Below are 23,378 nucleotides of genomic sequence, written 5' to 3'. Positions count from 1 at the left end.
GAGACGATGCGGCAGGATGGACGCATGGATCGTGTGACGGCAGACAGCCGGGAGGCGGCCGTCAGCGCGATGCTCGGCGGCGACGTCGTCGTCCGGGGCCCGGTCCGAGAGACCCGGCTCGACTACGACGCCTTCTTCGCACACCGCGAGCTGAGCCGGCTTCACGGCGAGGCGCTCGTCGGCGGTGAACGCCGTCCCTGGTCGCTCATCGAGAAGCGCACCGAGGGGCCACACCTCGCCGCGCCGTACCTGTACGGCAACGGCGTACGCGAGCTGGACGCGTACCGGTCCGGCCTGTTCGATGACATGCCCGACCACATCCACGCCCCGAGCGTCTACGGCACACTGCTGGAGGCCGACGGCGCCATCACCCTCTGGATCGAGGACGTCCAGCACGAAGGCCCCCGCCCCTTGGATGCGCAGGCCGTCCTCGCCGCCGCGGGCGACCTCGGGAGCATGAACGGCCACTGGTTCGGTCGCCCGAGCACCGAGCCTTGGTTCTTCACCGGCTGGATCGACCGGCACGGACAGCCGGAGGCCGTCGAGCGAGGCCTCGTGACGCTGCGGCGCGCGCATCCGGCCGCTGTCGCCCGGTTCGGAGACCGGCTCCTTGACGTCGAGCGGCTCATCCTCGCCCAATCCCGGGTGCGCGGTGTCCTCGAATCCCTCCCGCACACGATCTGTCATCACGACGCCGTCGGCGCGAACGTGTTCCGCACCTCCGCCGCCACCGTCCTCATCGACTGGGAGTCGATCGGCCCTGGCACGGTCGGCGCCGACCTCGCCTCGCTGCTGTTCTCGCCGCGCCGGGGGGATGCGTCCGTGCACGTCATCACGTCCGTCTTCGACGACGCGGTGCAGGCCTACATCGACGGCTTCCGCGATCAGGTCCCCACCGTCTCGCCCGCCCAGATCCGTCAGGGTGTGGATGCTGCGCTCGCCCTCCGCTGGAAGCTCGCCGTCGACGTCGTCGCCGGCCTCGAGTCCGGTGAGCCGTCACGCCGCGGCAGCCTGCCCGACGAGTCGCCGGAGACCGCCCGGGAGGAACTGATCGAACTCGTGGACGTACTGCTCGCGTCCGCAGAGCGCACGCTCGGCTGAGCGGGGCAGACCGCCCCCCTCTGAGGCGTTCGGCATCCGGTCACCCGCGACCGCGTACAATTCTCCGGTGCCTCCCGAATCACCGGCCGACTCCGGCCTCGACCCCGACGATCTCGCGGTCACCCTCCGCGTGCTCGGACAGCTGCACCAGCTGGACCAGGAGCATCCCGACTACGTGACCGTGCGCCGCGCGACCGCTCACATGTTCAAGGCGTCCAAGCAGGCCAGGAAGCGGGAGCTGCGGCAGCAGGTCGCGGAGGCCGACCGCGCGGTGATCGCCGCGACCGCGACCGGCGCGCCCGACCGCATCGACGACGAGACCCGCGGACGCGAGCTGACCTCCAGCACCAGCGGATCGCGCACCGCCGGCACCCTGCTCACCTCGCGTCCCTGCTACATCTGCAAGCAGCACTACACCGAGGTCGACTGGTTCTACCACCAGCTCTGCCCGTCCTGCGCGGCGTTCAGCCACGCCAAGCGGACCGCAAGCACCGACCTCACCGGCAAGCGCGCCCTGCTCACCGGTGGGCGCGCCAAGATCGGCATGCACATCGCCCTGCGGCTGCTGCGGGATGGCGCCCACCTCACCATCACCACCCGATTCCCGAGGGATGCGGTCCGCCGCTTCTCGCAGCTGCCGGACGCCGGCCGCTGGATCGACCGCCTCCGGGTTGTCGGCATCGACCTCCGCGACCCCGCCCAGGTGATCGCGCTCGCCGATTCGGTCGCGTCGCGCGGGCCGCTCGACATCCTGATCAACAACGCCGCGCAGACGGTCCGCCGTTCGCCCGGCTCCTACTCGCTGCTCGCTGAGGCGGAGACCCAGCCCCTACCGGACGGACCGCTCCCGGAGCTGGAGACGTTCGGGCACACGGCGGACCCGCATCCCCTCGCCCTCGAGCGCTCGGTGGCCGCGCATCCGCTGCTCTCCGCCGCCGACGTCCGCGGAACGATCGCCGAGCTGGCCGGCCCTGGCGTGCTGACCGCCGACGACCTGGCGAGCGCCGCGATGGCGGCGGGCTCCTCGTCGCTCGCAAAGCACGCCGACGGTAGCGCGATCGACGCCGGCGGCCTGGTGCCGGATGTGGCGCACGTGAACAGCTGGACGCAGGCCATCGGCTCGATCGACGCGCTGGAGCTGCTCGAGGTGCAGCTGTGCAACCAGACGGCTCCGTTCATCCTGATCGACCGGCTGCGTCCGTCGCTCGCTGCGGCGGGCCGCTCGTACATCGTCAACGTGTCGGCGATGGAGGGCGTGTTCGGCCGCCGCTACAAGGGCGCGGGCCACCCGCACACCAACATGTCGAAGGCCGCGCTCAACATGCTCACGCGCACGAGCGCCGGCGAGCTGTTCGAGAGCGACGGCATCCTGATGACCGCCGTCGACACCGGCTGGATCACCGACGAGCGTCCGCACCACACCAAGGTGCGGCTCGCCGAAGAGGGCTTCCACGCGCCGCTCGACCTCGTCGACGGGGCCGCACGGGTGTACGACCCGATCGTCCGCGGGGAGGCCGGCGAAGACCTGCACGGCGTCTTCCTCAAGGACTACCGCGTCTCGGCGTGGTGAACGGCTCGGTGAACGGCTCGGTGAACGGCGTGGCGAGCACCGCGCTGAGCGCTACGCTGACGTTGAGCGCGTGAGGCGAAGGGACCCGAATGTCGAGCAGCCCTGTCCCGGTCCCCGGGCAAGCGCGTCCTGCGCCCCGCGCCCAGAAGGGCGGGCGGCTGCGCAGCTGGCTCCTCACCGGCCTTGTGGATGAGCGCGGCACCCAGCAGGGACCGCACGGCCGGAGCCCCGAGCGCACCCACACCTGGTGGCAGGTCATGTGCCTCACCGGCGTGGACTACTTCTCGACGCTCGGCTACCAGCCCGCCATCGCTGCGCTCGCGGCGGGCCTCGTCTCGCCCTTCGCCACGCTGGTGCTCGTCGCCCTGACGCTGCTCGGCGCTCTCCCGGTCTACCGGAGGGTCGCGCGCGAGAGCTTCAAGGGGTCTGGCTCGATCGCCATGCTGGAGCGGCTGCTGCCCTGGTGGGCGGGCAAGCTCCTGGTGCTGGTGCTGCTGGGATTCGCGGCGACGGACTTCATGATCACGATCACGCTGTCGGCGGCGGACGCCTCGGCGCACGCCATCGAGAACCCGTACGCGCCCGACTGGTTCCATGGCAACAACGTGCTCCTCACGCTCTTCCTCCTCGCGCTCCTCGGCGCCGTGTTCCTCCGCGGGTTCAAGGAGGCCATCGGCATCGCGGTCGTGCTGGTGGCGATCTATCTTGCGCTGAACGTGGTCGTCGTGAGCACGTCGATCGTGGAGGTGTTCCAGCATCCGACCGCGATCGACCACTGGTGGGATGCGCTGTTCCGGCAGAACGGGAGCCCGCTCGTCGTGGTCGGCATCGCCCTCATCGTCTTCCCGCGCCTGGCGCTCGGCCTGTCCGGCTTCGAGACCGGCGTCGCCGTGATGCCGCAGATCAAGGGACGGCCCGACGACGACCCCGCGTACCCGAAGGGCCGCATCAGGGGCGCCGGCCGGCTGCTCACCACGGCCGCGATCATCATGAGCGTCTTCCTGATCACGTCGAGCTTCACGACGACGCTGCTCATCCCGCAGAAAGACTTCCAGCCCGGCGGACCGGCCAACGGCCGCGCGCTCGCGTACCTCGCCCACGAGTACCTGGGCAACGGGTTCGGGACGGTCTACGACATCAGCACCATCCTGATCCTGTGGTTCGCCGGCGCCTCCGCCATGGCCGGCCTCCTGAACCTCGTGCCCCGCTACCTCCCCCGCTACGGGATGGCACCCCAGTGGGCGCGCGCCGTCCGGCCGCTGGTGCTCGTCTTCACCGCGATCGCCTTCCTCATCACGCTGGTGTTCGAGGCGAGTGTGGATGCGCAGGGCGGCGCCTACGCGACCGGCGTGCTGGTGCTGATCACGTCGGCATCCCTCGCGGTGACGTTGTCGGCACGGCGGAAACGCCAGCGGAAGCGCACGGTGGCGTTCGCGGTGATCACGGCGATCTTCGTCTACACGACCGTCGACAACATCATCGAGCGACCCGACGGCCTCCGCATCGCGACTCTGTTCATCCTCGCCATCCTCGTCGTGTCGATCGTGTCGCGCATCGGACGGTCGTTCCAGCTCCGCGCCACCTCCGTCACCTTCGATGTGACGGCGCTCGACTTCATCCTCGAGGATGCGGAGGAGGGCGAGATCCGCATCATCTCGCACGAGCCCGACGTCGACACCACCATCGAGTACGCGCAGAAGAACAAGGACGAGCGGAAGTTCAGCCACATCCCGCAGCGGTCACGGACGATCTTCCTCGAGGTGCTGCGGTCCGATTCCTCCGACTTCGAGGAGGACCTCGTGGTGCAGGGCGTCATCAAGCACGGCTACCGCGTGCTGCAGGTGCGCAGCGGCAACGTGCCCAACACGATCGCCGCGGTGCTGATCGAGATCCGCGACATCACGGGCGTCGTGCCGACCGTCTACTTCGAGTGGACCGAGGGCAACCCGGTCTCCAACATGTTCCGCTACCTGATCACCGGCGTCGGCGAGGTCGCCCCGGTGACCCGCGAGGTGCTGCGCGAGGCCGAGCGCGATGTGAAGCGCCGCCCCGCGGTCCACGTGTCGTGATCCGCCCGTCCTCCTCCCGCTGATCCGCCGGCCGAGTTGACGCAACACGCCGTCGCGGGCGACGCTCGCGCGGCGTGTTGCGTCAACTCGGCGGCGCGATCCGGGACGATGAGCGCATGGATGCGCACCCCTTCTTCGAAACGACCGGCACGGTGTTCGAGTTCGCCGGGGTGGCCGCGATGGCGGTCGGCCTGATCGTGGCTGTCGTGCTGGCGATCGTCGCCTGGGTGCGTCAGCGCAGCGGCGCCGCGGCGTTCCGGACGCTGCGGGAAAGCTTCGGCGGCGTCATCCTGCTGGGGCTAGAGATCCTCGTCGCCGCCGACCTGGTGAAGACCGTCACGTCGACGCCCTCCCTCACCGACGCGTTCGTGCTGGGCATCATCGTGCTCATCCGCACCATCCTCAGCTTCTCGCTGCAGGTCGAGATCGACGGCGTCGCGCCGTGGCGGCGGGCACTCCTCACGGGGCCGCAGGCGCTCGCCCGCACGGCGCGGTCGGCGGGCCGGACGCCCGACGGCGACACTCAGCCGGCCGGGATGTGACCGGCCCTAGTTCGAAGTCCGCCGCGCGGAACGCTCCGCGTCGCGCTGCTTGACCCGAGCGTTCTCCGCTCGGACGGCCGCCTGGGTCGCGCGCTCGTCCACCAGCCACTGCGGCGGGTCCTCCAGCAGTGCCTTGATCTCGGCGGTGGTCAGCGCCTCGGTGACGCCACCGCGGGCAAGCCCGGAGTTGGAGACGCCGAGCTTGCGGGCGACCACGTCGCGCGGATGCGGGCCCTCGGCGCGCAGGGTCTGCAGCCACTCCGGCGGTTCGGCGGTCAGCGCATCCAGCTCGGTGCGGCTGATCTCGCGGTCGCGGAAGTCGTCTGGCGCCGCCGGCAGGTAGATGCCGAGCTTCTTGGCCGCCGTGGCCGGTTTCATCGTCTGCGCCTTCATAATCTCCAGGCTACCGTTCGCTACCCTCGTCACGTGCCCTCCCGCTTCGCCATCGCCTTCCCGCTCGGTGTCACCGTCGGCAAATGGACGCGCGCCTTCGAGGAGCGCTTCCCCCGCGTCGAGCTGGTGGTGCGGCCGAGCGACGACCCGCTGGCCACCCTTGCGGCCGGAGAAGCGGACATGGTGTTCGCCCGCGATGCCGATCCGGACGACGATCGCCACCTGATCCCGCTGTACGCGGAGGACACCGTGGTCGTGATGCATCACGAGCACCTGCTCACGCTCGAAGAGGAGCTGCACCTCGCCGACCTCGAGGGCGAGCCACGGGTGACCGGCGAGCCGTCGGAGGCGTTGATGCGGAGCGTCGCCGCCGCGGACGGCATCGCCCTGCTGCCGGCGTCCGTCGCCAAGGCCCTGCGTCGGAAGGACGTGACAGCGATGCGAGTCGCGGACGCCCCGCAGAGCAGGATCGGCCTGACCTGGCCGCGCGACGGGCAGCACCCCCTGGTCGACGACTTCATCGGGATCGTGCGCGGACGCACGGCACACAGCTCCCGCAACCCGGAGATCGCCTCGCGGGAGGCGGCCGTCGGCCGCAAGCGCAACCGCCGACGCTGACGGCACCACCGACGTCACGCCGAGTTGACGCGACACGCCGTCGCGTGGCGTGCCCGCACGGCGTGTCGTGCCAACTCGACGCGCGGGACACAATGGGTGGATGACCTCCAGCGCCGGCAGGGATGCCCAGTCCGAGATCTACCGCGACGGCGTCGGCGGGCGGCGGCCGCGCATCCCGGTCGGGTATGCAGGGCTGGAGCGGGCGGCGGAGCGCCGGCTGAGCCGGGCGGCCTTCGCGTACATCGCCGGATCCGCCGGGCTGGAGCGGACCGCCGCCGCTAATCTCGACGCCTTCCGCCGCCGGCGCATCGTGCCCCGGGTGCTGCGGGACGTCTCCGCCCGCGACCTCTCCGTCGAATTGTTCGGCGTCCGTCGCCCCACTCCGCTGCTGCTGGCGCCGATCGGCGTGCTGGAGCTCGCCCGACGCGGGGGCGACGTCGCAGCGGCCCGCGCGGCCGCCGCGCTCGGCGTCACCGCCGTGCTCTCCAACCAGGCGTCGCAGCCGATGGAGGAGGTGGCCGTCGCGATGGATGCCGCCGCGCCCGGCGCCTCCCGCTGGTTCCAGCTGTACTGGAGCTCGTCGCGCGAACTCGTCGCCAGCCTCGTCTCCCGCGCCGAGCGCTCCGGCTGCGAAGCGATCGTCGTCACCCTCGACACGCACGTGCTCGGCTGGCGTCCGCGCGACCTGGCCCTCGGCTACCTGCCGTTCAGCCGGGGCCTGGGCATCGCGCAGTACACGAGCGACCCGGTCTTCCAGGAGTTGGTCCGTGAGCGCGCACGGGCGGGAGGGAGCGGTCCGGGAGGGAGCGGTCCGCGCTCCACGCCGACGCCGGCCGCCGTTGCGGCCTTCGCGAGCATCCTGCGCCATCACCCTGGCCCGTTGCGCGAGAAGCTGCGCTCCGGCGAGCCGCTTGCGGCCGTCGAGACGTTCCTGGATGTGTTCGCCGACCCGTCCCTGACCTGGGACGATCTCGCGTTCCTGCGCGAGCGCACCTGCCTGCCGATCGTGCTGAAGGGCGTCCTGCATCCGGACGACGCGCGCCGGGCACTCGATGCCGGGATGGACGCCGTGCAGGTCTCCAACCACGGCGGTCGCCAGCTCGACGGCGAGATCGCCGCGCTCGACGCGCTGCCAGGGGTCGTCGCCGCGGTTGGCGGCCGCGCTCCGGTGATCTTCGACAGCGGCATCCGAGGAGGGTCGGATGCCGTGGTCGCCCTGGCCCTCGGGGCGCGGGCCGTGGCGATCGGCCGTCCGTACGCCTACGCGCTCGCGGTTGGCGGCGAAGCGGGCGTGCGGGAACTGCTGCGCAACACGATCGCCGAACTCGACATCACCTTGGGACTGGCCGGCGCTAAGAGCGTCGACGAGCTGGATGCGCGCATCCTGACACCCGACGCCGGCGTGACCGCACTGACGCCCTAGGAGACCGCCGCCCCGATCAGCGACAGCAGCGCCTGCGCGTACGCGGTCGCGGCGTCGTCGTGCTCGAAGTACCGCTCCTGGCCTTCCAGGAACACCGTCACCCGGTACCCGTCGGGCGTGCGGGCAAGGTGCCGGAATGTCCCGCCGAGGAGTTCGCGCAGCTGGTCCTCCCGCGGCATCCACAGGGCGTCCTCGACGGCCAGCGAATCCAGCGCCCACTCCGTCGTGCCGTTGAACCCGAGGATCGTCCCGGTGTCGAAGTGGTGCGGCTCGATCGTCATATCGCTGACCGTGAACCGCTCGCCCTCCATCCCAGGCCGGTCGATGGCGAAGGTGTCGCCGGATGCCGGCTGCCAGCGCAGGCCTGCTGCGCGAAGCTGCCGGGCGATGTCCTCTGCGATCATGGATGCTCCTTCTCAGTCGTGACGCTCAGTCGGTGACGCTCAGTCGGTGACGATGACGATCTTGCCGCGCACGTGCCCGGTCTCGAGTCTCCCGTACGCCTCCACCGTGCGCTCGATCGGGAAGATGGAGTCGATCGGCAGCACCAGCTCGTTCTCGGCGAGCAGGTCGGCGAGCTCTGCGAGTTCGTCATTGCCCGCCGCTCGGCCGCCGACGTTCTGCGCGCCGTGCGCGTCCGGTCCGAACGCCGCGATGCTGTTGATGCGCTCGATCGGCACGCCGAGTTCGAGCGCCGCCTCGATGGTCTCCGGTCCGTGGTTGTCGAGCGCCGCGGTGACCTGGTCGTCGTCGAGCACGTCGCGGACGCGCTGCGCCAGCCCCTCGCCGTACTCGACCGGGATGACGCCCAGCGATTCGAGGAACTCGTGGTTCTCCTCGCTCGCCGTACCGATCACGGTCGCACCGGAGCGGACCACGAGCTGGGCGACGAGCACGCCGACTCCCCCGGCCGCGGCACTGACGAGCACGGTGTCCCGCTCCCGGATCCCAAGCGAACGCACTGTGGCCATCGCCGTGCGCCCGACCACGCCCAGTGAGCCGGCCGCCTCGAACGTCAGCGGGTCGGGCTTCGCGATCACCTGGCCGTCCTCCGGGACGACGACGAAGTCTGCGATGGAGGCGAACGGCGCCGTACCGAGCACGGCCTGGCCGCGCTCGAAGCGCGTGACGCCCTCCCCCACATCCTCGACGAACCCGGCAAAATCTTGGCCGATCCCGCTCGGGAGGGTCACGCCCATGCGCGCCGCGCCGCGCTCATCCTGGTACGCCTTGCAGTCCATCGGGTTGAGACCGGCGGCCATCACCCGGACCAGGAGCTGGCCCGGACCCGGCCACGGTCTCTCCCGCTCGACCACCTGCAGGTAGTCGCGGGAGCCGAACTCATCGAACTGGACGAAACGCGGCACGGACGGGCTCCTTCCCTCTGGTAGCAGGAGCCTAGCCCCGGCGGCCGGGGATGAGCAGGGACTCTCAGCCGAAGAGCAGCGCGGCTTCCTCGTAGCGCGCTGACGGCACGGTCTTCAGCCCGCCGGTGGCGTCGGCGATCGACACGTTCACGACGTCCGTGCCGCGCAACGACACCATCGAGCCCCAGCGGCCCTCGTACGCCGCGTCCACGGCGGCCATGCCGAGGCGTGTCGCGAGCACTCGGTCGTAGGCGCTCGGAACGCCTCCCCGCTGCATGTGGCCGAGCACGGTGGCACGCGACTCGATGCCGGTGCGCTCCTCGATCATCGGCGCGAGCATCTCGCCGATACCGCCGAGACGCGGACGGTTGAACGCATCCAGACCCTTGTGCGAGTGGGCCTCCTCCATCGTGTCGAGGTGGAAACCCTCCGACACGACGATGACCGGTGCCCGCCCGCGGTCGCGGACCGACTCCACCCACTCGCAGATCTGCTCGATCGACTTCGGCTGCTCCGGGATGAGGATGGCGTGCGCGCCGCCGGCCATGCCCGAGTGCAGGGCGATCCAGCCCACGTGACGGCCCATCACCTCGACGACCATGCAGCGCTGGTGCGACTCGGCGGTGGTGCGAAGCCGGTCGATCGCCTCGGTGGCGATCTCGACGGCCGTGTCGAACCCGAACGAGTAGTCGGTGGCGGCGAGGTCGTTGTCGATGGTCTTGGGGACGCCGACGATCTTGAGGCCTGCGTCGGTGAGGCGGCGGGCAGCGGTCAGCGTGCCCTCGCCGCCGATGGCGATGATCGAGTCGATGCCGTGCTCATCCATCATCCGCTGGATGTTCTCGGGGCCGCCCGCGTCGCCCTCGAAGGGGTTGGTGCGGCTGGAGCCGAGGATGGTCCCGCCCTGGCGGGAGAGGCCGCGGACGCTGTGCCGGTCGAGCGGCATGATGTCGCCGTCGACCACACCACGCCAGCCGTAGCGGAAGCCGGCGAACTCGGAGCGGTACACACGGTCGCCCTTCAGGACCGCGCCGCGGATGACCGCGTTCAGGCCCGGGCAGTCGCCGCCGCTGGTGAGGATGCCGATCTTCATGCTGCTCCGTTTCTCGATGCGTCCCCTGAATCATGCCCGGACGCGAGGGGCTGCACAAAATCGCACTGGACGGGCGGAGCCGTCCGGTGTAAGCGGATCAGAGGCCGAGCGCACGCTGCAGCTTCGACGAACTCGCCGACGGACGCGCCCCCGCCGTGAGGAGCTGCTCCTCGATCCCGTCCAGCAGCGCGGTACGGGCGTCCCGGGTGTCCGGAGCGCCGCCGAGCAGCTCCACCTCCCACTCCCGCCATTCCTGCGTGCCGCCGGCGCGGAGATTCTCGCTGCGGACGTGGTCGTCGGTGAGCTCCGCCAGCTCGAAGCCGGCCGCATCCTGCAGCAGCACGCTGTCGCGCTGGTTCGTGACGCGGGCGATCGGCACAAGCGGCTCATCGCCGATGAGCGCGCGGAGGTGCTCGCGCAGGGCCGCCGGGGGCTCGTCGTCGTCGGTCAGCGGCCAGTGGAGTTCGGTGCGGCCCTCCTCGGCGGGGAGCTTGACGTGCCAGCCCGCGTCGTGTCCGCCGCGCCGCACGCGCACGGCCGTCTTGCGCTGAGCGAGGGCGAGGTCGGCGGTGTCGAAATAGGTGGCGACGAGTTCGTGCCGCTCGGGTTCGCCCTGGAGAGCGACCGCACCGACGCCGATGAGCTGTGGATGCAGCGCCTCGACATCCACGTCGTATTTGCGCTCGATCTCGGTCTGCGAGCGGTGGGGCTGAGCGTCGTGGGACATATCCCCTGTTTAGCCCACATTTCCTCTGTCGCGAAATTTCAAGAGATGCCCGCATACCTTCCCCTACGGTGAAGGCATGACCTCAGAGACGATCACTGCGCGCTTCGACGTGACCGGCTGGGAGCCGGCCGACCTCCCCGGCATCGACGGCGACTGGGTGGGAGCCATCGTGATGCGGAAGACCTACACGGAGGGACTGACCGGCGAGTCGATCGCGCACTTCCTCTCCTCCGGCACCGAGGAGGGTGGACGCGGGTACCTCGCCGCCGAGCGGATCACCGGCACGCTGGAGGACGGCAGGAGCGGATCGCTGACCGTCCACCACGGCGCCCTGCAGCATCCCGGCGACCCCTCCGCGTTCGGCTACATCGTTCCGGGGACGGGCACCGGCGACTTCGCCGGCTTCGCCGGGAGCGCCCGCATCGAGCACGACACCCGCGGCGCCTTCTTCGTCTTCGACCTGGGCTGAGAGCGGCCTTCACGACCGCGGTGGACGGCGGTACTCTCGGGGCATGAGCGACCCGAGAGACGACGAGGACCTCGACGACTTCCGCGAGGCGCAGGAGACCGACTACGAGCCGGAGCCGGTGGTGCACGACCCGGAGGACATCCCGGTGGCCGACGACGAGGACGACGAGCTGCTCCCCGACGACGACCGCCCGGTACCCATCGACCCCGACGACGCCGAGATCGCCTAGCCCCCTACCGGATGCTCAGCCCAGCGCGCCGTCGAGGAGGGCGATGAGCGCGTCGAGCTGCACCGAGTCGGCCGAGCCCGGCTCGACGTCACTACCGTCGAGGGCGCGAGCCGCGAGGCCCTGCTTCGCGTCGATGAGCTCCGCGATCTTCGCGTCGATCGTCTGCGCCGCGATGATCCGCCAGGCCGTGACGGGCTCCTCCTGACCGATGCGGTGGACGCGGTCGATCGCCTGCGTCTGCTCTGCCGCCGTCCACGACAGCTCGGCGAGCACCACGTTGGAGGCGGCCTGCAGGTTCAGCCCGACGCCCGCCGCGGTGAGCGAGCACACGGCCACGGCCACCTCGGGGTCGTTGTTGAAGGCGTCGATCTCCTTCTGCCGCGCGAGCGCCGACTGGTCGCCGCGGATCGAGATCGTCTTGAGGTCCCGGGCCGCGAACGCCTCCTCCGCCGCATCCATCACGTCGATGTGCTTGGCGAAGAACACCACCTTGCCGACCGAACGGGCCAGCTGGGCGGTGTAGTCGGAGGCGAGCCCGGCCTTGGCCTGGCCGATCTTGCGGACCATGGTGAAGACGTTGTCGCCCGACTTCGCCGACTTCGACTCCTCGAGCTCGGACTGCGCGACCAGCCGGATGAGGTGCTTGCGGTGCGCCTCCTCGTCGCCCTCGAACGAGTCGGGGCGGCCGGCGGCTGCTGCGCGGTGGTACTTGGCGACCAGACGCGCGGCCAGCTCCTTCTCGGCCTGCCGGATAGAACGGCCGAGTTCATCGTCCAACTCGACCGGAAGGTCGACCACGCGGCGGCTCGGGAGGTCGGCGGCGACGTCGATCTTCCGGCGGCGCACGATTCCCATGTCGATGACCGCCTCGCGGGCGGCAGCGTAGAAGCCGAAGTCGGCGGGCGTCAGCTCCGTCTCCTCCAGGTGCTCCATCAGCTTCGCGGTCGGCTTGTTGCCGTCGATCCAGCCGAGGAACTGCCAGATCGCCTTGAAGTCGTCGATGTCGTTGATCAGCGGTGTGCCGGTCAGCGCGATCATCAGCGGGTCGGCGGCTTTATGGCGGATGGCGTCCGCCAGGCCCAGCACGAGGCGGGAGCGCTGCGAGTGCAGGTTCTTGATGAAGTGCGCCTCGTCGACGACCATGCCCTGGAAGCCGAGTGTGCTGAGCCAGGAGAGGTGCCGATCCAGCACTTCGTAGTTCACGATGACGACATCGGCGAAGGCGTCGAGGCCCTCACCGTCGCCGTGGATGACGGTCGCGCGGCGGTGCGGCGTCCAGCGCTCCACCTCGCGGGCCCAGTTCATCTTGACGACGTTGGGCACCACGGCGAGAAGAGGGTAGGCGCCTGCGACAGACGCGGCGAGGAGGGACTGCGCCGTCTTGCCGAGGCCCGGCTCGTCGGCGAGGAGGAAGCTGCGGTGACCCAGCCGGACGCTCTCGATGAACCGCGACTGGTGGTGCATCAGCTCCAGGTCGCTGGGCGAGTACCGGTCGATCAGTGGAGCCGGAGGGAGCTCCATGCTGGCCGCCTGCCCGCCTGCGCCGTACTCGAACGACTTGAAGAGCGGGCCGAGCAGCTCCCATGAGTCGAGGCGGCGTCGCGGCGTCGGCTGAGCCGGCGTGAGACGGGCGAGGTCCGGCGCGAGGAACGGGTTGGAGAGCTGCCGCGCCTTCACGGACGGCGGAACGACCTGCTTCTCCGCGAGCTCCGGCGGGATGACGCTGTCCTGCTTGGCGACGGGACGCTCGATCGTGATGATCAGGTCATCGGGCGAGAGCTCTGTGCCGGATTCCAGCAGCCAGTCGCGGCGCATCGTCTGCGCGGTCGCGGTCGGCGGCGACTCGGACTCCAGCAGCGAGATGAGCGAGGTGTCGCGGGCCGCGGTCTTCGCGAGGATGGTCGCGATGCCGTCGAGCCGCTTGAGCTGCTCCGCGCGCGCCGCGTCGCTCAGATCGGGGTCGGACTTCGCCCGGGCGCGCTCCTCGCGCATCAGGAAGGCGATGACCTGGAACTTGGTGCGGTTCGTCGGTCCCAGCTTCTTGCCGTCGGCGGCCTTCGCCTCGACCTCGCGCACCTTGCGGGCGAGGACGGGGATGAGTCCGTCGTTGTTGGCGTGCCGGTTCTTCCGCTGCTGCGGCCTGGTCGGGCTGGTGCGCTGACCGGAACGAGACATGGTCCTCCAGGGGAGGCGCTGCGCGCTGCCAGAGAGCGCGGCGCCGGTTGGGCGTGAGGCCGGCGGGGCGAGGAGGCCGGTACCGAGTGGACCGGTCTCGACGCGGGTGACGCCGGGATGCGCAGCACATGGATGGCCGCGCAGCATCCATTTTACGGCACGCGCGGGGTTTCAGCGACGCGTGTCTACAGGGATCTTGATCGTGACCGCTGCGGCGACGAAGACGACGGCCCCGGCGATCGACAGACCCTGGATGACGATGCCCGTAAGCGGGAGCGGCCAGATCGGATTCCAGACGACCGCCAGCGGCAGGAGACCGGCCAGCCACCACCACATCCGCGCCTGCCCGGCGAAGACGCACAGGATGAGGGCGAGGATGCTGACCGCGTAGCGGACGTACAGATACCATTCGCCGCCGACCAGCGCGAGGCCGGCGAGGAGCACGATGGCCCCGAGGAGCCCGGGGACGAGCGCCGCACGGTTGAAGGCGGGCGGCTGCGGCGTGTGCGGTCGAGACATCAAGAGCCAACTCTACGCGGGATGCCGGCCGGACATGGTGCGCCCGCCCGGTGGCGGAGACGTTCTCTCCGGCCGGGCGGACGACGATGGTGGTGCTGTGTGTGCTGTGTTGCGTGTTGCGAGTGCTGCGGATGCGGGATGCCGCGGCTTACAGCGCCCCGCGGCGGAGCAGGAATGCGCACGGCGGCGCGTCAGAGCCGACACGGACCGTGACGGCGGAGTTCCGGGCGAGTTCCAGGAACGGGTCGATTTCGAGGCGGGTCATCGGGACTCGGCGGAGTTCCGCGTCGGACGCGATCCCGTTCACCGCGAACGCGACGTCGGGTACGTCGTAGGGTTCGTCGGCGAGGTCGAGGAACACGATCGGCGAGGAGTCCTCCGTATCGAGCGGGAAAACGGAGAGGATCGCCTCTGCGGCGGCCTCCGTTGTGACGTCGTCACCGAGGTGGACGACGGGCGTGGTGATCTGATCTTCCGGGTAGCCGCTGCCGACGAGGGTAAGCGTCTGGCCATCGTGCATGGCGTCGAGCGCGCTCAAGAGCGCACCGGACAGCAGCGGGCTGAGGTTCTTCAGCAAAGTCGGGCCTTTCCTGTTAAACGAATATTTCTCAACCCCTCCCTGGAGGATAGACCCACCTGTATGTCCACACGTACCCCCCCGTTAGGGGGATAGCACCGCGCGGTCACCCCTACCGCTACCCCTGTGGGGTATACGCAACACGGGCTTATCCTGAGGGGGTGATCGCAGACATCAAGAAGCGTGCGCTGCACCGCACGCGCATCCTCGAGGGGCAGCTCCGGGGGCTCGAGAAGATGATCGAGAACGAGGACTACTGCATCGACATCATCACGCAGTCGCTCGCCATCCAGAAGTCGCTCGGGTCGCTCAACAAACTCCTCGTCGAGAACCACCTCCGCACCCATGTCTCCGAGATGTTCGAGGAGGGCGGGAGCGCCCGCGACGACGCGATCGTCGAGCTCCTCAAGGTGTACGAGCTCTCCAACAACCGCGGCTGAGCACGCAGCCATGACCGAAGAGCTCATCCGCATCGTCCGCGGCGACATCACCGACGAGACCGTGGATGCCATCGTCAACGCCGCCAACTCCTCACTGCTCGGCGGAGGAGGCGTCGACGGCGCCATCCACCGCCGCGGCGGTCCCGCCATTCTGGAAGCGACTCGCGAACTGCGGGCCACCACCCTGCCCGACGGCCTCCCGACCGGCCAGGCCGTCGCCACGATCGCCGGCGACCTCCCGGCGAAGTGGGTCATCCACACGGTCGGGCCGGTCTGGTCGGACGCCGAGGACCGCACTCCCCTGCTGCAGAACGCCTACCGCTCGTCCCTCCGGGTCGCGCGCGAACTCGGCGCGCGCACCGTGGCCTTCCCCGCGATCTCCGCCGGCGTCTACGGCTGGCCGATGGAGGACGCCGCGCGCATCGCCGTCAGCACCGTGCGCGCCGTGCTCTCCTCCGGCGTCGGCTCGGTAGAGCACGTCCGGTTCGTGCTGTTCTCGGACGAGGCCCTCCAGGCCTTCCGTACGGCGGCCGGCGAGTGACGGCCGAAGCGCCGGCGATCGCCGTCGATCCCGCGGGCGCGCTCGAACGGTTCCGTACCCTGCTGCGCATGCCGACGATGTCCCGCAACGATGTCGCCGAGACCGACTGGGCGGCGTTCGAGCGGTTCGTGGATGCGCTGCCCGAGCTCTATCCGGCGCTCCACGGAGCGCTCTCACGCGAGAGACACGGGCACTCCCTGCTCTACCGCTGGCACGGTCGCGGAGACGGTGCGCCGACGGTGCTCATGGCGCACTACGACGTGGTGCCCGCCACGGCGGAGGGGTGGACGCATCCCCCGTTCGCCGCCGAACTGACCGGCTCCGGCGACTACCAGCTGCTGTGGGGGCGCGGTGCGATCGATGACAAGGGCGCGGTCGTCGCGATCCTGGAGGCGGTGGAGGCGCTGGTGGTGGAGGGCTTCCAGCCCGCCGACGACGTGTACCTGAGCTTCGGGCACGACGAGGAGACGGTCGGGACCGGGGCGCAGACCATCGCGGGTGTGCTGCGCGAGCGGGGCATCCGCCCGGCCGTGGTGCTGGACGAGGGCGGTGCCGTGGTGGAGCGGATCTTCCCCGGCGTCATCAAGCCGATCGCCGTCGTCGGAGTGAGCGAGAAGGGCATCACGAGCGTCCGGCTCCGGGTCGAGCAGAGCGGCGGGCACGCATCCACTCCCCCGAAGATGACGGCGACCGTCCGCCTGGCGCGGGCGATCACCCGCCTCAACGACCGGCCGTTCCCGGCGCGGCTGACCGAGACGAACCTGCGGATGGTCGAGACCCTGGGCGCGCACGCGACGGGGCCCCTGCGCGCCGTCTTCACGCGCGCCCGTCGGCTGCAGCCGGTGCTGCGCGCCGTGTTCGGCCGGCTCAGCGATGAGACGCGCGCGATCGTGCGCACCACGACCGCCGTCACGCAGCTCAGCGGCAGCCTCGCCTCCAACGCGCTTCCCGAGCGGGCTGAGGCCGTCGTCAACACCCGCATCGCGGTCGGCTCGTCGGTCGCGGAGACCCTCGACCACATCCGACGGGCGATCCGCGACGATGAGGTGAGGGTGGATGCGGTCGATGCGAGCGAGCCGTCGCCGGTCTCCCCCAGCCACGGACCGCACTGGCAGCGGCTCGCGGAGGCGATCGGCAGGGTGCATCCGCACGCGGTCGTGACGCCGTACATCATGCTGGGCGCGAGCGACAGCCGGCACTTCACCGGCATCTGCGAGGCCGTCTACCGGTTCACGCCGTTCGAGCTGAGCGCCGAGGAGCGCGCCGCTCTGCACGCGCGCGACGAGCGCATCCACGTCGCCACCTGGCTCCGCGGAATCACCATCTACGCCCACCTCCTCCGCGCCTCCTGACCCGTCAGGCGGCGCCGCCGAGGTCGGGGAGGGTGATGGCGCGGCTCGAGGGCGGGAGTTCACGGAGGCGCTCGAGGGCCGGGGCCAGTTCGCCCGCCCACGCGCGGTAGCCCTCGGCGTTCAGGTGCAGGCGGTCCTCCGTGAAGGCGGGGTTGAGTTCGCCGTCCTCCAGGGCCATCGCGGGCCACAGGTCGAGCCAGCCGGCGTGGATGGTCGGAGCGAACTGCCACAGGTGCCGGTTGATGTCGCGGATCTGGTCGGCGAACTCGTGGCCGCGGGGCATCACGGACTGCACGAGGATGCGGGTCTCCGGCAGCTCCTTGCGCAGCGTCACGAGCACGGTCTCGACGTTCCGGACGACGTGCTCGACCGACCGGCGCCACGCGAGATCGTTCGTGCCGATGAGCAGGGCGATCAGCGCTGGCCTGGCGTCGACGACCTCCCCGAGCCGCGCGATCACGTCGTCGGTGGTGTCACCCGCCACGCCGAAGTTGCGGACGGACTCCCCCGGCAGCAGCTGCTCCCAGTCGCCGCCCTGCGTCAGGCTGTCGCCAACGAGGATCACCTCCTCGCGTTCCGGCCTCCATCCATCCGACATGCGGGCTCCCCTCCGTCTACCGACCATCCTCCCTCACAACCGCAAGCAGGGGAAGGAACGCAGCCGGGGGTCAGAGCAGGGACTTGGTGTGCCAGACGGTCTTCGTCTCGGTGAAGAACGCGATGCGGTCGAGCGACGGAGCAGCTGCGTCCGGCCCGTTCTCGGGCGGGAGCACGCGCTTGAGCGTGTCGGCAGCGGCGATCTGCAGGTCCACCCAGTCGAGGTCGCCCGCGCCGACGAGGTCGAGCGCGTTGACGTCGGCGTGCGACGCCAGCCACGGCGCGATCTCGGCCGGCGATCCGGTGAGGATGTTCACCACGCCGCCCGGCACGTCGCTCGTCGCGAGCACCTCGCTGAGGCTGATCGCCGACAGCGGGAAGCGCTCGCTGGCGACCACTACCACGGTGTTGCCCGCGACCAACGCCGGAGCAATCGCGCTCACGAAGCCGAGCAGGCTGGAGTCCTGCGGAGCGACGATGGCGACCACACCGGTCGGCTCCGGCACCGAGATGTTGAAGTACGGACCCGCGACGGGGTTCGCGTTGCCCGCGACCTGCGCGAACTTGTCCGCCCATCCCGCGTACCAGACCCAGCGGTCGATGGCCTCGTCGACCTGAGCGGCAGCGGCGCCGGCCGATACGCCTTCCGACTTCTGGATCTCGTCGACGAACTGCGCCCGGCGACCCTCCATCAGTTCGGCGATGCGGTAGAGCACCTGGCCGCGATTGTAGGCGGTCGCACCGGACCATCCCGAGACGGCTGCGCGGGCGGCGACGACCGCATCCCGGGCGTCCTTGCGGGATGCCTTGGCGGCGTTCGCGAGAAACACGCCCTTCGCCGTCGCCACCTCGTAGGTGCGTCCGGACTCGCTGCGGGGGAACTTCCCGCCGATGTACAGCTTGTAGGTCTTCGGCACGGCCAAGCGGGTCATTTGGAGGCTCCCTTGCGAGCGAGGCGGGCGGGGATGGAGGCGGGCGCGGCCACCGAACGACCGGGCACGAGGTAGGCGCCGAGCCCGTGCCGGCCGCCCTCGCGGCCGTAACCGGACTCCTTGTACCCGCCGAACGGGCTCGCCGGGTCGAACCGGTTGAAGGTGTTGGCCCAGACGACGCCGGCGCGGAGCTTGTCGGCGACGGCGAGGATGCGGCTGCCCTTGTCCGACCAGATTCCGGCCGACAGCCCGTACGGGGTGTTGTTGGCCTTCGCGATCGCCTCGGCCGGGGTTCGGAACGTCAGCACCGACAGCACCGGCCCGAAGATCTCCTCGCGGGCGATGCGGTGGCTCGTCGACACGTTGTCGAAGATGGTCGGCGCGAACCAGAAGCCGTTCTCCGGGATGGCGCAGTCGGCCGTCCAGCGCTCGGCGCCTTCCGCCTCGCCGATGTCGGATAGCTCGCGGATCCGCTGCAGCTGCTCGGCCGAGTTGATGGCGCCGATGTCGGTGTTCTTGTCCAGCGGGTCGCCGAGGCGCAGGGTCGACAGGCGGCGCTTCAGCCGGTCGACGACCTCGTCGTGGATCGACTCCTGCACGAGGAGTCGGCTGCCCGCGCAGCACACGTGACCCTGGTTGAAGAAGATGCCGTTGACGATGCCTTCGACCGCCTGGTCGATGGGCGCATCGTCGAAGACGATGTTCGCGGCCTTGCCGCCGAGCTCCAGCGTCAGCTTCTTGCTGGTGCCGGCGACCGAGCGGGCGATCTCGCGCCCGACGGCGGTGGAGCCGGTGAAGGCGACCTTGTTGACGTCCGGGTGGGAGACGAGGTCGCGGCCGGTCTCGCCTGCACCCGTGACGATGTTGACGACGCCGGCCGGGAGGTCGGCCTGCTGCAGGATCTCCGCGAAGAGCAGCGCCGTCAGCGGGGTCGTCTCGGCGGGCTTCAGCACGACGGTGTTGCCCGCGGCGAGGGCCGGCGCGATCTTCCACGCCAGCATCAGCAGCGGGAAGTTCCACGGGATCACCTGCGCGGCGACGCCGAGGGCGCGGGGCGCAGGCCCGAGACCGGCGTGCTCCAGCTTGTCCGCCCATCCCGCGTAGTAGAAGAACCAGGCGGCGACGAGCGGCACATCCACGTCGCGGCTCTCCTTGATCGGCTTGCCGTTGTCGAGGCTCTCGGCGACGGCGAGCTCGCGGGCGCGCTCCTGCACGAGTCGCGCGATGCGGAAGAGGTACTTGCCGCGGTCGGAGCCGCTCATCCGCGACCAGACCCGGTCGTACGCACGGCGGGCGGCGGCGACGGCCGCATCCACGTCAGAGGAGTCGGCGGTCGCGATGGTCGCGATGCGCTCCTCGGTGGCGGGCGAGATCGTCTGGAACGGCGTGCCGTGCCCGGCGACGAACTCGCCGTCGATGAACAGGCCGTAGTCGTCGCGCAGGTTCAGGATCGACCGCGACTCGGGGGCCGGGGCGTATTCGAGGAAGCTCATGTCAATTCCCAATCTTCGGCAGTGAGTACAGCCGTCAGTCGATCGTCACGTAGTCGGAGCCGGAGTAGTGCCCGGTGGCCAGCTTCTGGCGCTGCAGCAGCACGTCGTTCAGGAGGCTGGACGCGCCGAACCGGAACAGGTGCGGCTGCAGCCAGCGCTCGCCGACCGTCTCCGCGACCGTCACGAGGTATTTGATCGCGTCCTTCGACGAGCGGATGCCGCCGGCGGGCTTCACCCCGATCTCCTCACCCGAGAGCAGGTGCCAGTCGCGCACCACCTCGAGCATCAGCAGCGTCACGGGCAGGGTCGCGGCGGGCGAGACCTTGCCCGTCGAGGTCTTGATGAAGTCTCCGCCGGCCAGGATGCTGAGCCAGGATGCGCGCCGGACGTTGTCGTAGGTGTTCAGCTCGCCGGTCTCGAGGATCACCTTGAGGTGGGCGTAGGTGCCGTCCTCGCGCCGGCAGGCCTCCTTCACGGCGACGATCTCGTCGAAGACCAGACCGTAGCGTCCCGAGAGGAACGCGCCGCGGTCGATGACCATGTCGATCTCGTCGGCGCCCGCCGCGACGGCGTCCGCGGTGTCGGCGAGCTTCACCTTGAGGGAGGCGCGTCCGCTCGGGAACGCCGTAGCGACCGCAGCGACGTTCACGCCACCGCTGCCTCCGGCGCGGCGGACCGCGCCAGCGTGGGCGGCGCCCAGGGCTTCGACCGCGTACGGCACCATGTCGCCGTAGACGCACACCGCGGCGGGCCGCGGGGACGTCAGGTCGGACGGGTCGGGGGTCAGCGCCTTGGCCACCAGCGAACGGACCTTGCCGGGCGTGTCGGCGCCCTCCAGCGTGGTGAGGTCGATCAGACCGATGATGGTGTCGAGCGCCCACTTCTTGCTGCTGGTCTTGATGGAGCGGGTGCCGAGGCCGGCAGCGCGCTGCTCCAGGCCGACCGCGTCCACACCGGGGATGCCGTTGAGGTAGCGCCGCAGCGACCCCTCGGTGAGGTCGCCGCCGAGCACCTCGACGGCGCGGGACGCCGGCGCGAGCGTGCGCACGGGCGGTGTTGTCTCGATGGTCACGTGTTCCTCCAGGGTGTTGCTGAGCCGGTGGGCTGCTGCCGGTGGGCTACTGAGCTGTTGAGCCCGGGGCGTTGCGCCCGAGCAGATCGTTGGCGGTCGCCTCGTCGGTGATGAAGATGGTGCACAGGCCGCTCGCGACGACAGCGTGAGCCACGCGGTGCTTGGCCTCGCCGGCGATAACGGCGATGGATGTGCGGGCCGAGCGCAGTTCGTCCAGGCTCAGCCCCAGCGTGCGCGAGTTGAGCTCGGGATCGGCGACCTGGCCGTCGTCGGTGATGAAGCGCCCGACCACGTCGCCGACCGCACCTTTCTCGGCCAGCGAGGTCACATCCTCGACCGACAGGTACCCGGAGTCGACGTGCACCGAGCTGGTGTCGACGACGCCGGCGCTGAACAGGAAGGCGTTGGCGCTGCGGGCGAGTTCCAGCACGCTCTGCACCGAGCGGTCGGCCTCGATGGCGCGGCGGGTGGCGGCGTGCTCGAAGATCGCGGGGCTCGGGAGCAGGGTCGCCGTGCCCTGCGCCTTGCGCGCCATGACGACGGCGGTGTCGGCGGCGGCCGTGGCCTGGCGGGTGGAGGAGACGCTCCCGTTGATCTGCACCGGGTTCACCCCGACCGCCCAGCCAGGGCGCAGCCGTGCGGCGACGGCGTGGAGCGTGCGGCCCCAGCTGACGCCGAGCGTGCGCGGGACGGGACGGAGCGTGGTGAGGTAGTCCGCGGCGGCCTGCGCGACCCTCCCCTGCACCTCCGAGTCGGACTCGGCCGCGGGGACGACCACCGCGTCGGCGAGGCCGTAGAAGCCGCAGAGTTCGCGCTCCAGCGAGAACCGCCGGGCGCTCGGGTGCACGATCTCGATGCGCACGAAGCCGTGCTCGCGGGCGGCCACCAAGAGGCGACCGACCTTCCAGCGGGAGACGTTGAGGGCGACGCCGATCTCATCCTGCGTCTTGCCGGCCTCGTAGTACAGTTCCGCGGCTTTGACGGCGAGGATCTCGTCCGAATCGTTCAGGGCCACCTCTCCAGCTTAGGAAGGGGTGCTCGTCGGAGCAACAAGTGTGTGGTGACTGCTCAAATGAGCAGTCACCGTTTCGTTTATCGTTGGGGCGTGCCCACAGACGCTCCCGCCTCCTCCGTTGCCGCCCCGTACGTCCTCGCCGTCGACTTCGGCGGCACCAAGGTCGAAGCGGCCCTGGTGGATGCGGACGGGCGGCTCGTCGAAGGGTCCCGCGACCGTCGCCCCACCGGACGCACGGCGACGGTGCCCGACCTCGAGGCCTCCGTCGGCGGCGTCGTGCGCGCCGCGTACGCCTCCCTCCCGGCCGGCGGCACCGTCATCGGCATCGGCATCGGCAGCGCTGGACCCATCGACCGCCAGCGCGGGCTGGTCTCGCCGCTGAACGTGCCGCACTGGCGCGACTACCCGATGCGCGACTTCGTCGCCGGGGTCGCGGCCGAGCTCGGGCTCGACGTCCCCGTCACCCTCGAGATGGATGGCGTGGCGATCACCATGGCCGAGCACTGGGTGGGTGCCGCGCAGGGCGTCGACAACGTCATGGGGATGGTCATCTCGACCGGGATCGGCGGCGGCCTCATCGTCGACGGCCGCGTGATCACTGGGCCGACCGGCAACGCCGGGCACATCGGTCACGTTGAGGTCGGCGACATCCGGGGCGAGGACACCTTCGGCAACCCGTACGCGCTCGAGGCGATGGCGTCCGGGCCGCATACCGTCGCCTGGGCACGGCAGCACGGGTTCGTCGGCGGCACCGGCGAGGAGCTCGCCGCCGCCTACGCCGCGGGCGACGCGGTCGCCGCCGAGGCGATCGCCCGCACCGGAACGGCCGTCGGGCACGCGATCGCCTCCGCGACCGCGCTGCTCGACCTGGAGCTCGTCGCCATCGGCGGCGGCTTCTCGCACTCCACGCCCGACCTCTTCGACCACATGCGGGCCGTGATCGACAACCACTACTTCCCGTTCGTGCGCAAGGTGCGGATCGTCCCGTCCGCCCTCTCGTCCGAGGGCCCGCTCATCGGGGCCGCCGCGCTCATCCACCGCGCCCACCTGCTCCCCTAGCAAGC

General features: G+C 70.4%; 25 protein-coding genes. 12 read left to right on the top strand and 13 right to left on the bottom strand.

The genetic code is table 11. The features are described 5' to 3' along the window. The first annotated feature begins 24 nt into the window (after positions 1-24). The 4 genes from AB7E03_RS00860 (at position 25) to AB7E03_RS00845 (ending at position 5,282) form a co-directional block, all read left to right on the top strand. A complete protein-coding gene (locus AB7E03_RS00860; RefSeq protein WP_489938422.1) occupies positions 25-1,101 on the top strand; it encodes a phosphotransferase in 1,077 nt (358 codons plus the stop codon). Positions 1,102-1,168: 67 nt separating this feature from the next. Continuing rightward, the gene (locus AB7E03_RS00855) at positions 1,169-2,671 is read left to right on the top strand and encodes an SDR family NAD(P)-dependent oxidoreductase (protein WP_489938420.1); all 1,503 of its coding nucleotides are present in this window, start codon (positions 1,169-1,171) and stop codon (positions 2,669-2,671) included. Between the two features lie 89 nt (positions 2,672-2,760). Continuing rightward, the gene (locus AB7E03_RS00850) at positions 2,761-4,740 is read left to right on the top strand and encodes an APC family permease (RefSeq protein WP_489938418.1); all 1,980 of its coding nucleotides are present in this window, start codon (positions 2,761-2,763) and stop codon (positions 4,738-4,740) included. Between the two features lie 116 nt (positions 4,741-4,856). Then, on the top strand, positions 4,857-5,282 hold the full coding sequence (locus tag AB7E03_RS00845; RefSeq protein WP_489938416.1) for a DUF1622 domain-containing protein: 426 nt from the start codon (positions 4,857-4,859) through the stop codon (positions 5,280-5,282). Positions 5,283-5,288: 6 nt separating this feature from the next. On the opposite strand, the gene AB7E03_RS00840 is transcribed toward AB7E03_RS00845, so the two are convergent. After that, positions 5,289-5,675, bottom strand: a complete 387-nt coding sequence (locus AB7E03_RS00840) for a DUF5997 family protein (RefSeq protein ID WP_489938414.1) — start codon at positions 5,673-5,675, stop codon at positions 5,289-5,291. A gap of 33 nt (positions 5,676-5,708) precedes the next feature. Here AB7E03_RS00840 and AB7E03_RS00835 point away from each other — a divergent pair, with 33 nt between their 5' ends. Continuing rightward, positions 5,709-6,293: a LysR substrate-binding domain-containing protein gene (locus AB7E03_RS00835; protein WP_489938412.1), complete on the top strand. Its 585-nt coding sequence runs from the start codon at positions 5,709-5,711 to the stop codon at positions 6,291-6,293. 100 nt (positions 6,294-6,393) lie between these two features. Continuing rightward, a complete protein-coding gene (locus AB7E03_RS00830) occupies positions 6,394-7,716 on the top strand; it encodes an alpha-hydroxy-acid oxidizing protein (protein WP_489938410.1) in 1,323 nt (440 codons plus the stop codon). On the opposite strand, the gene AB7E03_RS00825 is transcribed toward AB7E03_RS00830, so the two are convergent. The 4 genes from AB7E03_RS00825 to AB7E03_RS00810 form a co-directional block, all read right to left on the bottom strand. Continuing rightward, on the bottom strand, positions 7,713-8,120 hold the full coding sequence (locus AB7E03_RS00825; RefSeq protein ID WP_441782791.1) for a hypothetical protein: 408 nt from the start codon (positions 8,118-8,120) through the stop codon (positions 7,713-7,715). The two genes, AB7E03_RS00830 and AB7E03_RS00825, sit on opposite strands and share 4 nt — an antisense overlap. A 39-nt stretch (positions 8,121-8,159) precedes the next feature. After that, positions 8,160-9,083 (bottom strand): NADP-dependent oxidoreductase, encoded by a 924-nt coding sequence (locus AB7E03_RS00820; protein ID WP_489938408.1) that lies wholly within the window; start codon positions 9,081-9,083, stop codon positions 8,160-8,162. A 64-nt stretch (positions 9,084-9,147) separates the two neighbouring features. Then, positions 9,148-10,176: a 6-phosphofructokinase gene (locus AB7E03_RS00815; RefSeq protein WP_489938406.1), complete on the bottom strand. Its 1,029-nt coding sequence runs from the start codon at positions 10,174-10,176 to the stop codon at positions 9,148-9,150. A gap of 97 nt (positions 10,177-10,273) precedes the next feature. After that, positions 10,274-10,903, bottom strand: coding sequence for a CYTH domain-containing protein (locus AB7E03_RS00810; RefSeq protein ID WP_489938404.1), 630 nt, complete (start codon positions 10,901-10,903; stop codon positions 10,274-10,276). Between the two features lie 76 nt (positions 10,904-10,979). On the opposite strand from AB7E03_RS00810, the gene AB7E03_RS00805 reads away from it, so the two are divergent. After that, positions 10,980-11,372 (top strand): DUF3224 domain-containing protein, encoded by a 393-nt coding sequence (locus AB7E03_RS00805; protein WP_489938402.1) that lies wholly within the window; start codon positions 10,980-10,982, stop codon positions 11,370-11,372. A 43-nt stretch (positions 11,373-11,415) separates the two neighbouring features. After that, entirely contained in the window at positions 11,416-11,601 is a 186-nt protein-coding gene (locus AB7E03_RS00800) for a hypothetical protein (RefSeq protein WP_441782796.1), read from the top strand. Positions 11,602-11,616: 15 nt separating this feature from the next. Here the strand turns inward: AB7E03_RS00800 and AB7E03_RS00795 are convergent, their stop codons facing one another. The 3 genes from AB7E03_RS00795 to AB7E03_RS00785 form a co-directional block, all read right to left on the bottom strand. Continuing rightward, on the bottom strand, positions 11,617-13,776 hold the full coding sequence (locus AB7E03_RS00795) for a DEAD/DEAH box helicase (RefSeq protein ID WP_489938400.1): 2,160 nt from the start codon (positions 13,774-13,776) through the stop codon (positions 11,617-11,619). A gap of 171 nt (positions 13,777-13,947) precedes the next feature. Next, the gene (locus AB7E03_RS00790; RefSeq protein WP_489938398.1) at positions 13,948-14,295 is read right to left on the bottom strand and encodes a DUF6804 family protein; all 348 of its coding nucleotides are present in this window, start codon (positions 14,293-14,295) and stop codon (positions 13,948-13,950) included. Between the two features lie 148 nt (positions 14,296-14,443). Beyond that, entirely contained in the window at positions 14,444-14,872 is a 429-nt protein-coding gene (locus AB7E03_RS00785; RefSeq protein WP_489938396.1) for an RbsD/FucU domain-containing protein, read from the bottom strand. Positions 14,873-15,033: 161 nt separating this feature from the next. On the opposite strand from AB7E03_RS00785, the gene AB7E03_RS00780 reads away from it, so the two are divergent. The 3 genes from AB7E03_RS00780 (at position 15,034) to AB7E03_RS00770 (ending at position 17,205) form a co-directional block, all read left to right on the top strand. Then, entirely contained in the window at positions 15,034-15,312 is a 279-nt protein-coding gene (locus tag AB7E03_RS00780; RefSeq protein ID WP_018190392.1) for a metal-sensitive transcriptional regulator, read from the top strand. Positions 15,313-15,322: 10 nt separating this feature from the next. Next, positions 15,323-15,853: an O-acetyl-ADP-ribose deacetylase gene (locus tag AB7E03_RS00775; protein ID WP_489938393.1), complete on the top strand. Its 531-nt coding sequence runs from the start codon at positions 15,323-15,325 to the stop codon at positions 15,851-15,853. Positions 15,854-15,921: 68 nt separating this feature from the next. Beyond that, the gene (locus AB7E03_RS00770; RefSeq protein ID WP_489938391.1) at positions 15,922-17,205 is read left to right on the top strand and encodes a M20/M25/M40 family metallo-hydrolase; all 1,284 of its coding nucleotides are present in this window, start codon (positions 15,922-15,924) and stop codon (positions 17,203-17,205) included. Between the two features lie 4 nt (positions 17,206-17,209). On the opposite strand, the gene AB7E03_RS00765 is transcribed toward AB7E03_RS00770, so the two are convergent. The 5 genes from AB7E03_RS00765 to AB7E03_RS00745 all read right to left on the bottom strand — a co-directional run bounded on the left by AB7E03_RS00765 (position 17,210) and on the right by AB7E03_RS00745 (position 22,314). Beyond that, positions 17,210-17,803, bottom strand: a complete 594-nt coding sequence (locus tag AB7E03_RS00765; RefSeq protein WP_489938389.1) for an SGNH/GDSL hydrolase family protein — start codon at positions 17,801-17,803, stop codon at positions 17,210-17,212. 70 nt (positions 17,804-17,873) lie between these two features. After that, positions 17,874-18,734: an aldehyde dehydrogenase family protein gene (locus AB7E03_RS00760; RefSeq protein ID WP_489938387.1), complete on the bottom strand. Its 861-nt coding sequence runs from the start codon at positions 18,732-18,734 to the stop codon at positions 17,874-17,876. Continuing rightward, complete coding sequence (locus tag AB7E03_RS00755) at positions 18,731-20,227, bottom strand: aldehyde dehydrogenase family protein (protein ID WP_489938385.1); 1,497 nt, start codon at positions 20,225-20,227, stop codon at positions 18,731-18,733. The genes AB7E03_RS00760 and AB7E03_RS00755 overlap by 4 nt, the downstream gene beginning before the upstream one ends. 34 nt (positions 20,228-20,261) lie before the next feature. Further along, on the bottom strand, positions 20,262-21,299 hold the full coding sequence (deoC, locus tag AB7E03_RS00750) for a deoxyribose-phosphate aldolase (protein WP_489938383.1): 1,038 nt from the start codon (positions 21,297-21,299) through the stop codon (positions 20,262-20,264). A gap of 46 nt (positions 21,300-21,345) precedes the next feature. Continuing rightward, positions 21,346-22,314 (bottom strand): sugar-binding transcriptional regulator, encoded by a 969-nt coding sequence (locus AB7E03_RS00745; RefSeq protein ID WP_489938381.1) that lies wholly within the window; start codon positions 22,312-22,314, stop codon positions 21,346-21,348. Positions 22,315-22,404: 90 nt separating this feature from the next. Between AB7E03_RS00745 and AB7E03_RS00740 the strand changes: the two genes are divergently transcribed. Then, positions 22,405-23,373 (top strand): ROK family protein, encoded by a 969-nt coding sequence (locus AB7E03_RS00740; protein ID WP_489938379.1) that lies wholly within the window; start codon positions 22,405-22,407, stop codon positions 23,371-23,373. Positions 23,374-23,378: the final 5 nt, after the last annotated feature.

Source organism: Leifsonia sp. RCC_180, assembly GCF_058138205.1.
Note: the sequence above shows the minus strand (reverse complement) of the source record. Positions and strands in the feature narration are given on the sequence as shown.

Coding starts and splice junctions, on each gene's coding strand:
- AB7E03_RS00830 (WP_489938410.1), top strand. CDS start 6,394: ATGACCTCCAGCGCCGGCAGGGATGCCCAGTCCGAGATCTACCGCGAC.
- AB7E03_RS00825 (WP_441782791.1), bottom strand. CDS start 8,120: ATGATCGCAGAGGACATCGCCCGGCAGCTTCGCGCAGCAGGCCTGCGC.
- AB7E03_RS00800 (WP_441782796.1), top strand. CDS start 11,416: ATGAGCGACCCGAGAGACGACGAGGACCTCGACGACTTCCGCGAGGCG.
- AB7E03_RS00790 (WP_489938398.1), bottom strand. CDS start 14,295: ATGTCTCGACCGCACACGCCGCAGCCGCCCGCCTTCAACCGTGCGGCG.
- AB7E03_RS00765 (WP_489938389.1), bottom strand. CDS start 17,803: ATGTCGGATGGATGGAGGCCGGAACGCGAGGAGGTGATCCTCGTTGGC.
- AB7E03_RS00775 (WP_489938393.1), top strand. CDS start 15,323: ATGACCGAAGAGCTCATCCGCATCGTCCGCGGCGACATCACCGACGAG.
- AB7E03_RS00770 (WP_489938391.1), top strand. CDS start 15,922: ATGCCGACGATGTCCCGCAACGATGTCGCCGAGACCGACTGGGCGGCG.
- AB7E03_RS00805 (WP_489938402.1), top strand. CDS start 10,980: ATGACCTCAGAGACGATCACTGCGCGCTTCGACGTGACCGGCTGGGAG.
- AB7E03_RS00815 (WP_489938406.1), bottom strand. CDS start 10,176: ATGAAGATCGGCATCCTCACCAGCGGCGGCGACTGCCCGGGCCTGAAC.
- AB7E03_RS00795 (WP_489938400.1), bottom strand. CDS start 13,776: ATGTCTCGTTCCGGTCAGCGCACCAGCCCGACCAGGCCGCAGCAGCGG.
- AB7E03_RS00860 (WP_489938422.1), top strand. CDS start 25: ATGGATCGTGTGACGGCAGACAGCCGGGAGGCGGCCGTCAGCGCGATG.
- AB7E03_RS00760 (WP_489938387.1), bottom strand. CDS start 18,734: ATGACCCGCTTGGCCGTGCCGAAGACCTACAAGCTGTACATCGGCGGG.
- AB7E03_RS00840 (WP_489938414.1), bottom strand. CDS start 5,675: ATGAAGGCGCAGACGATGAAACCGGCCACGGCGGCCAAGAAGCTCGGC.
- AB7E03_RS00755 (WP_489938385.1), bottom strand. CDS start 20,227: ATGAGCTTCCTCGAATACGCCCCGGCCCCCGAGTCGCGGTCGATCCTG.
- AB7E03_RS00810 (WP_489938404.1), bottom strand. CDS start 10,903: ATGTCCCACGACGCTCAGCCCCACCGCTCGCAGACCGAGATCGAGCGC.
- AB7E03_RS00845 (WP_489938416.1), top strand. CDS start 4,857: ATGGATGCGCACCCCTTCTTCGAAACGACCGGCACGGTGTTCGAGTTC.
- AB7E03_RS00850 (WP_489938418.1), top strand. CDS start 2,761: ATGTCGAGCAGCCCTGTCCCGGTCCCCGGGCAAGCGCGTCCTGCGCCC.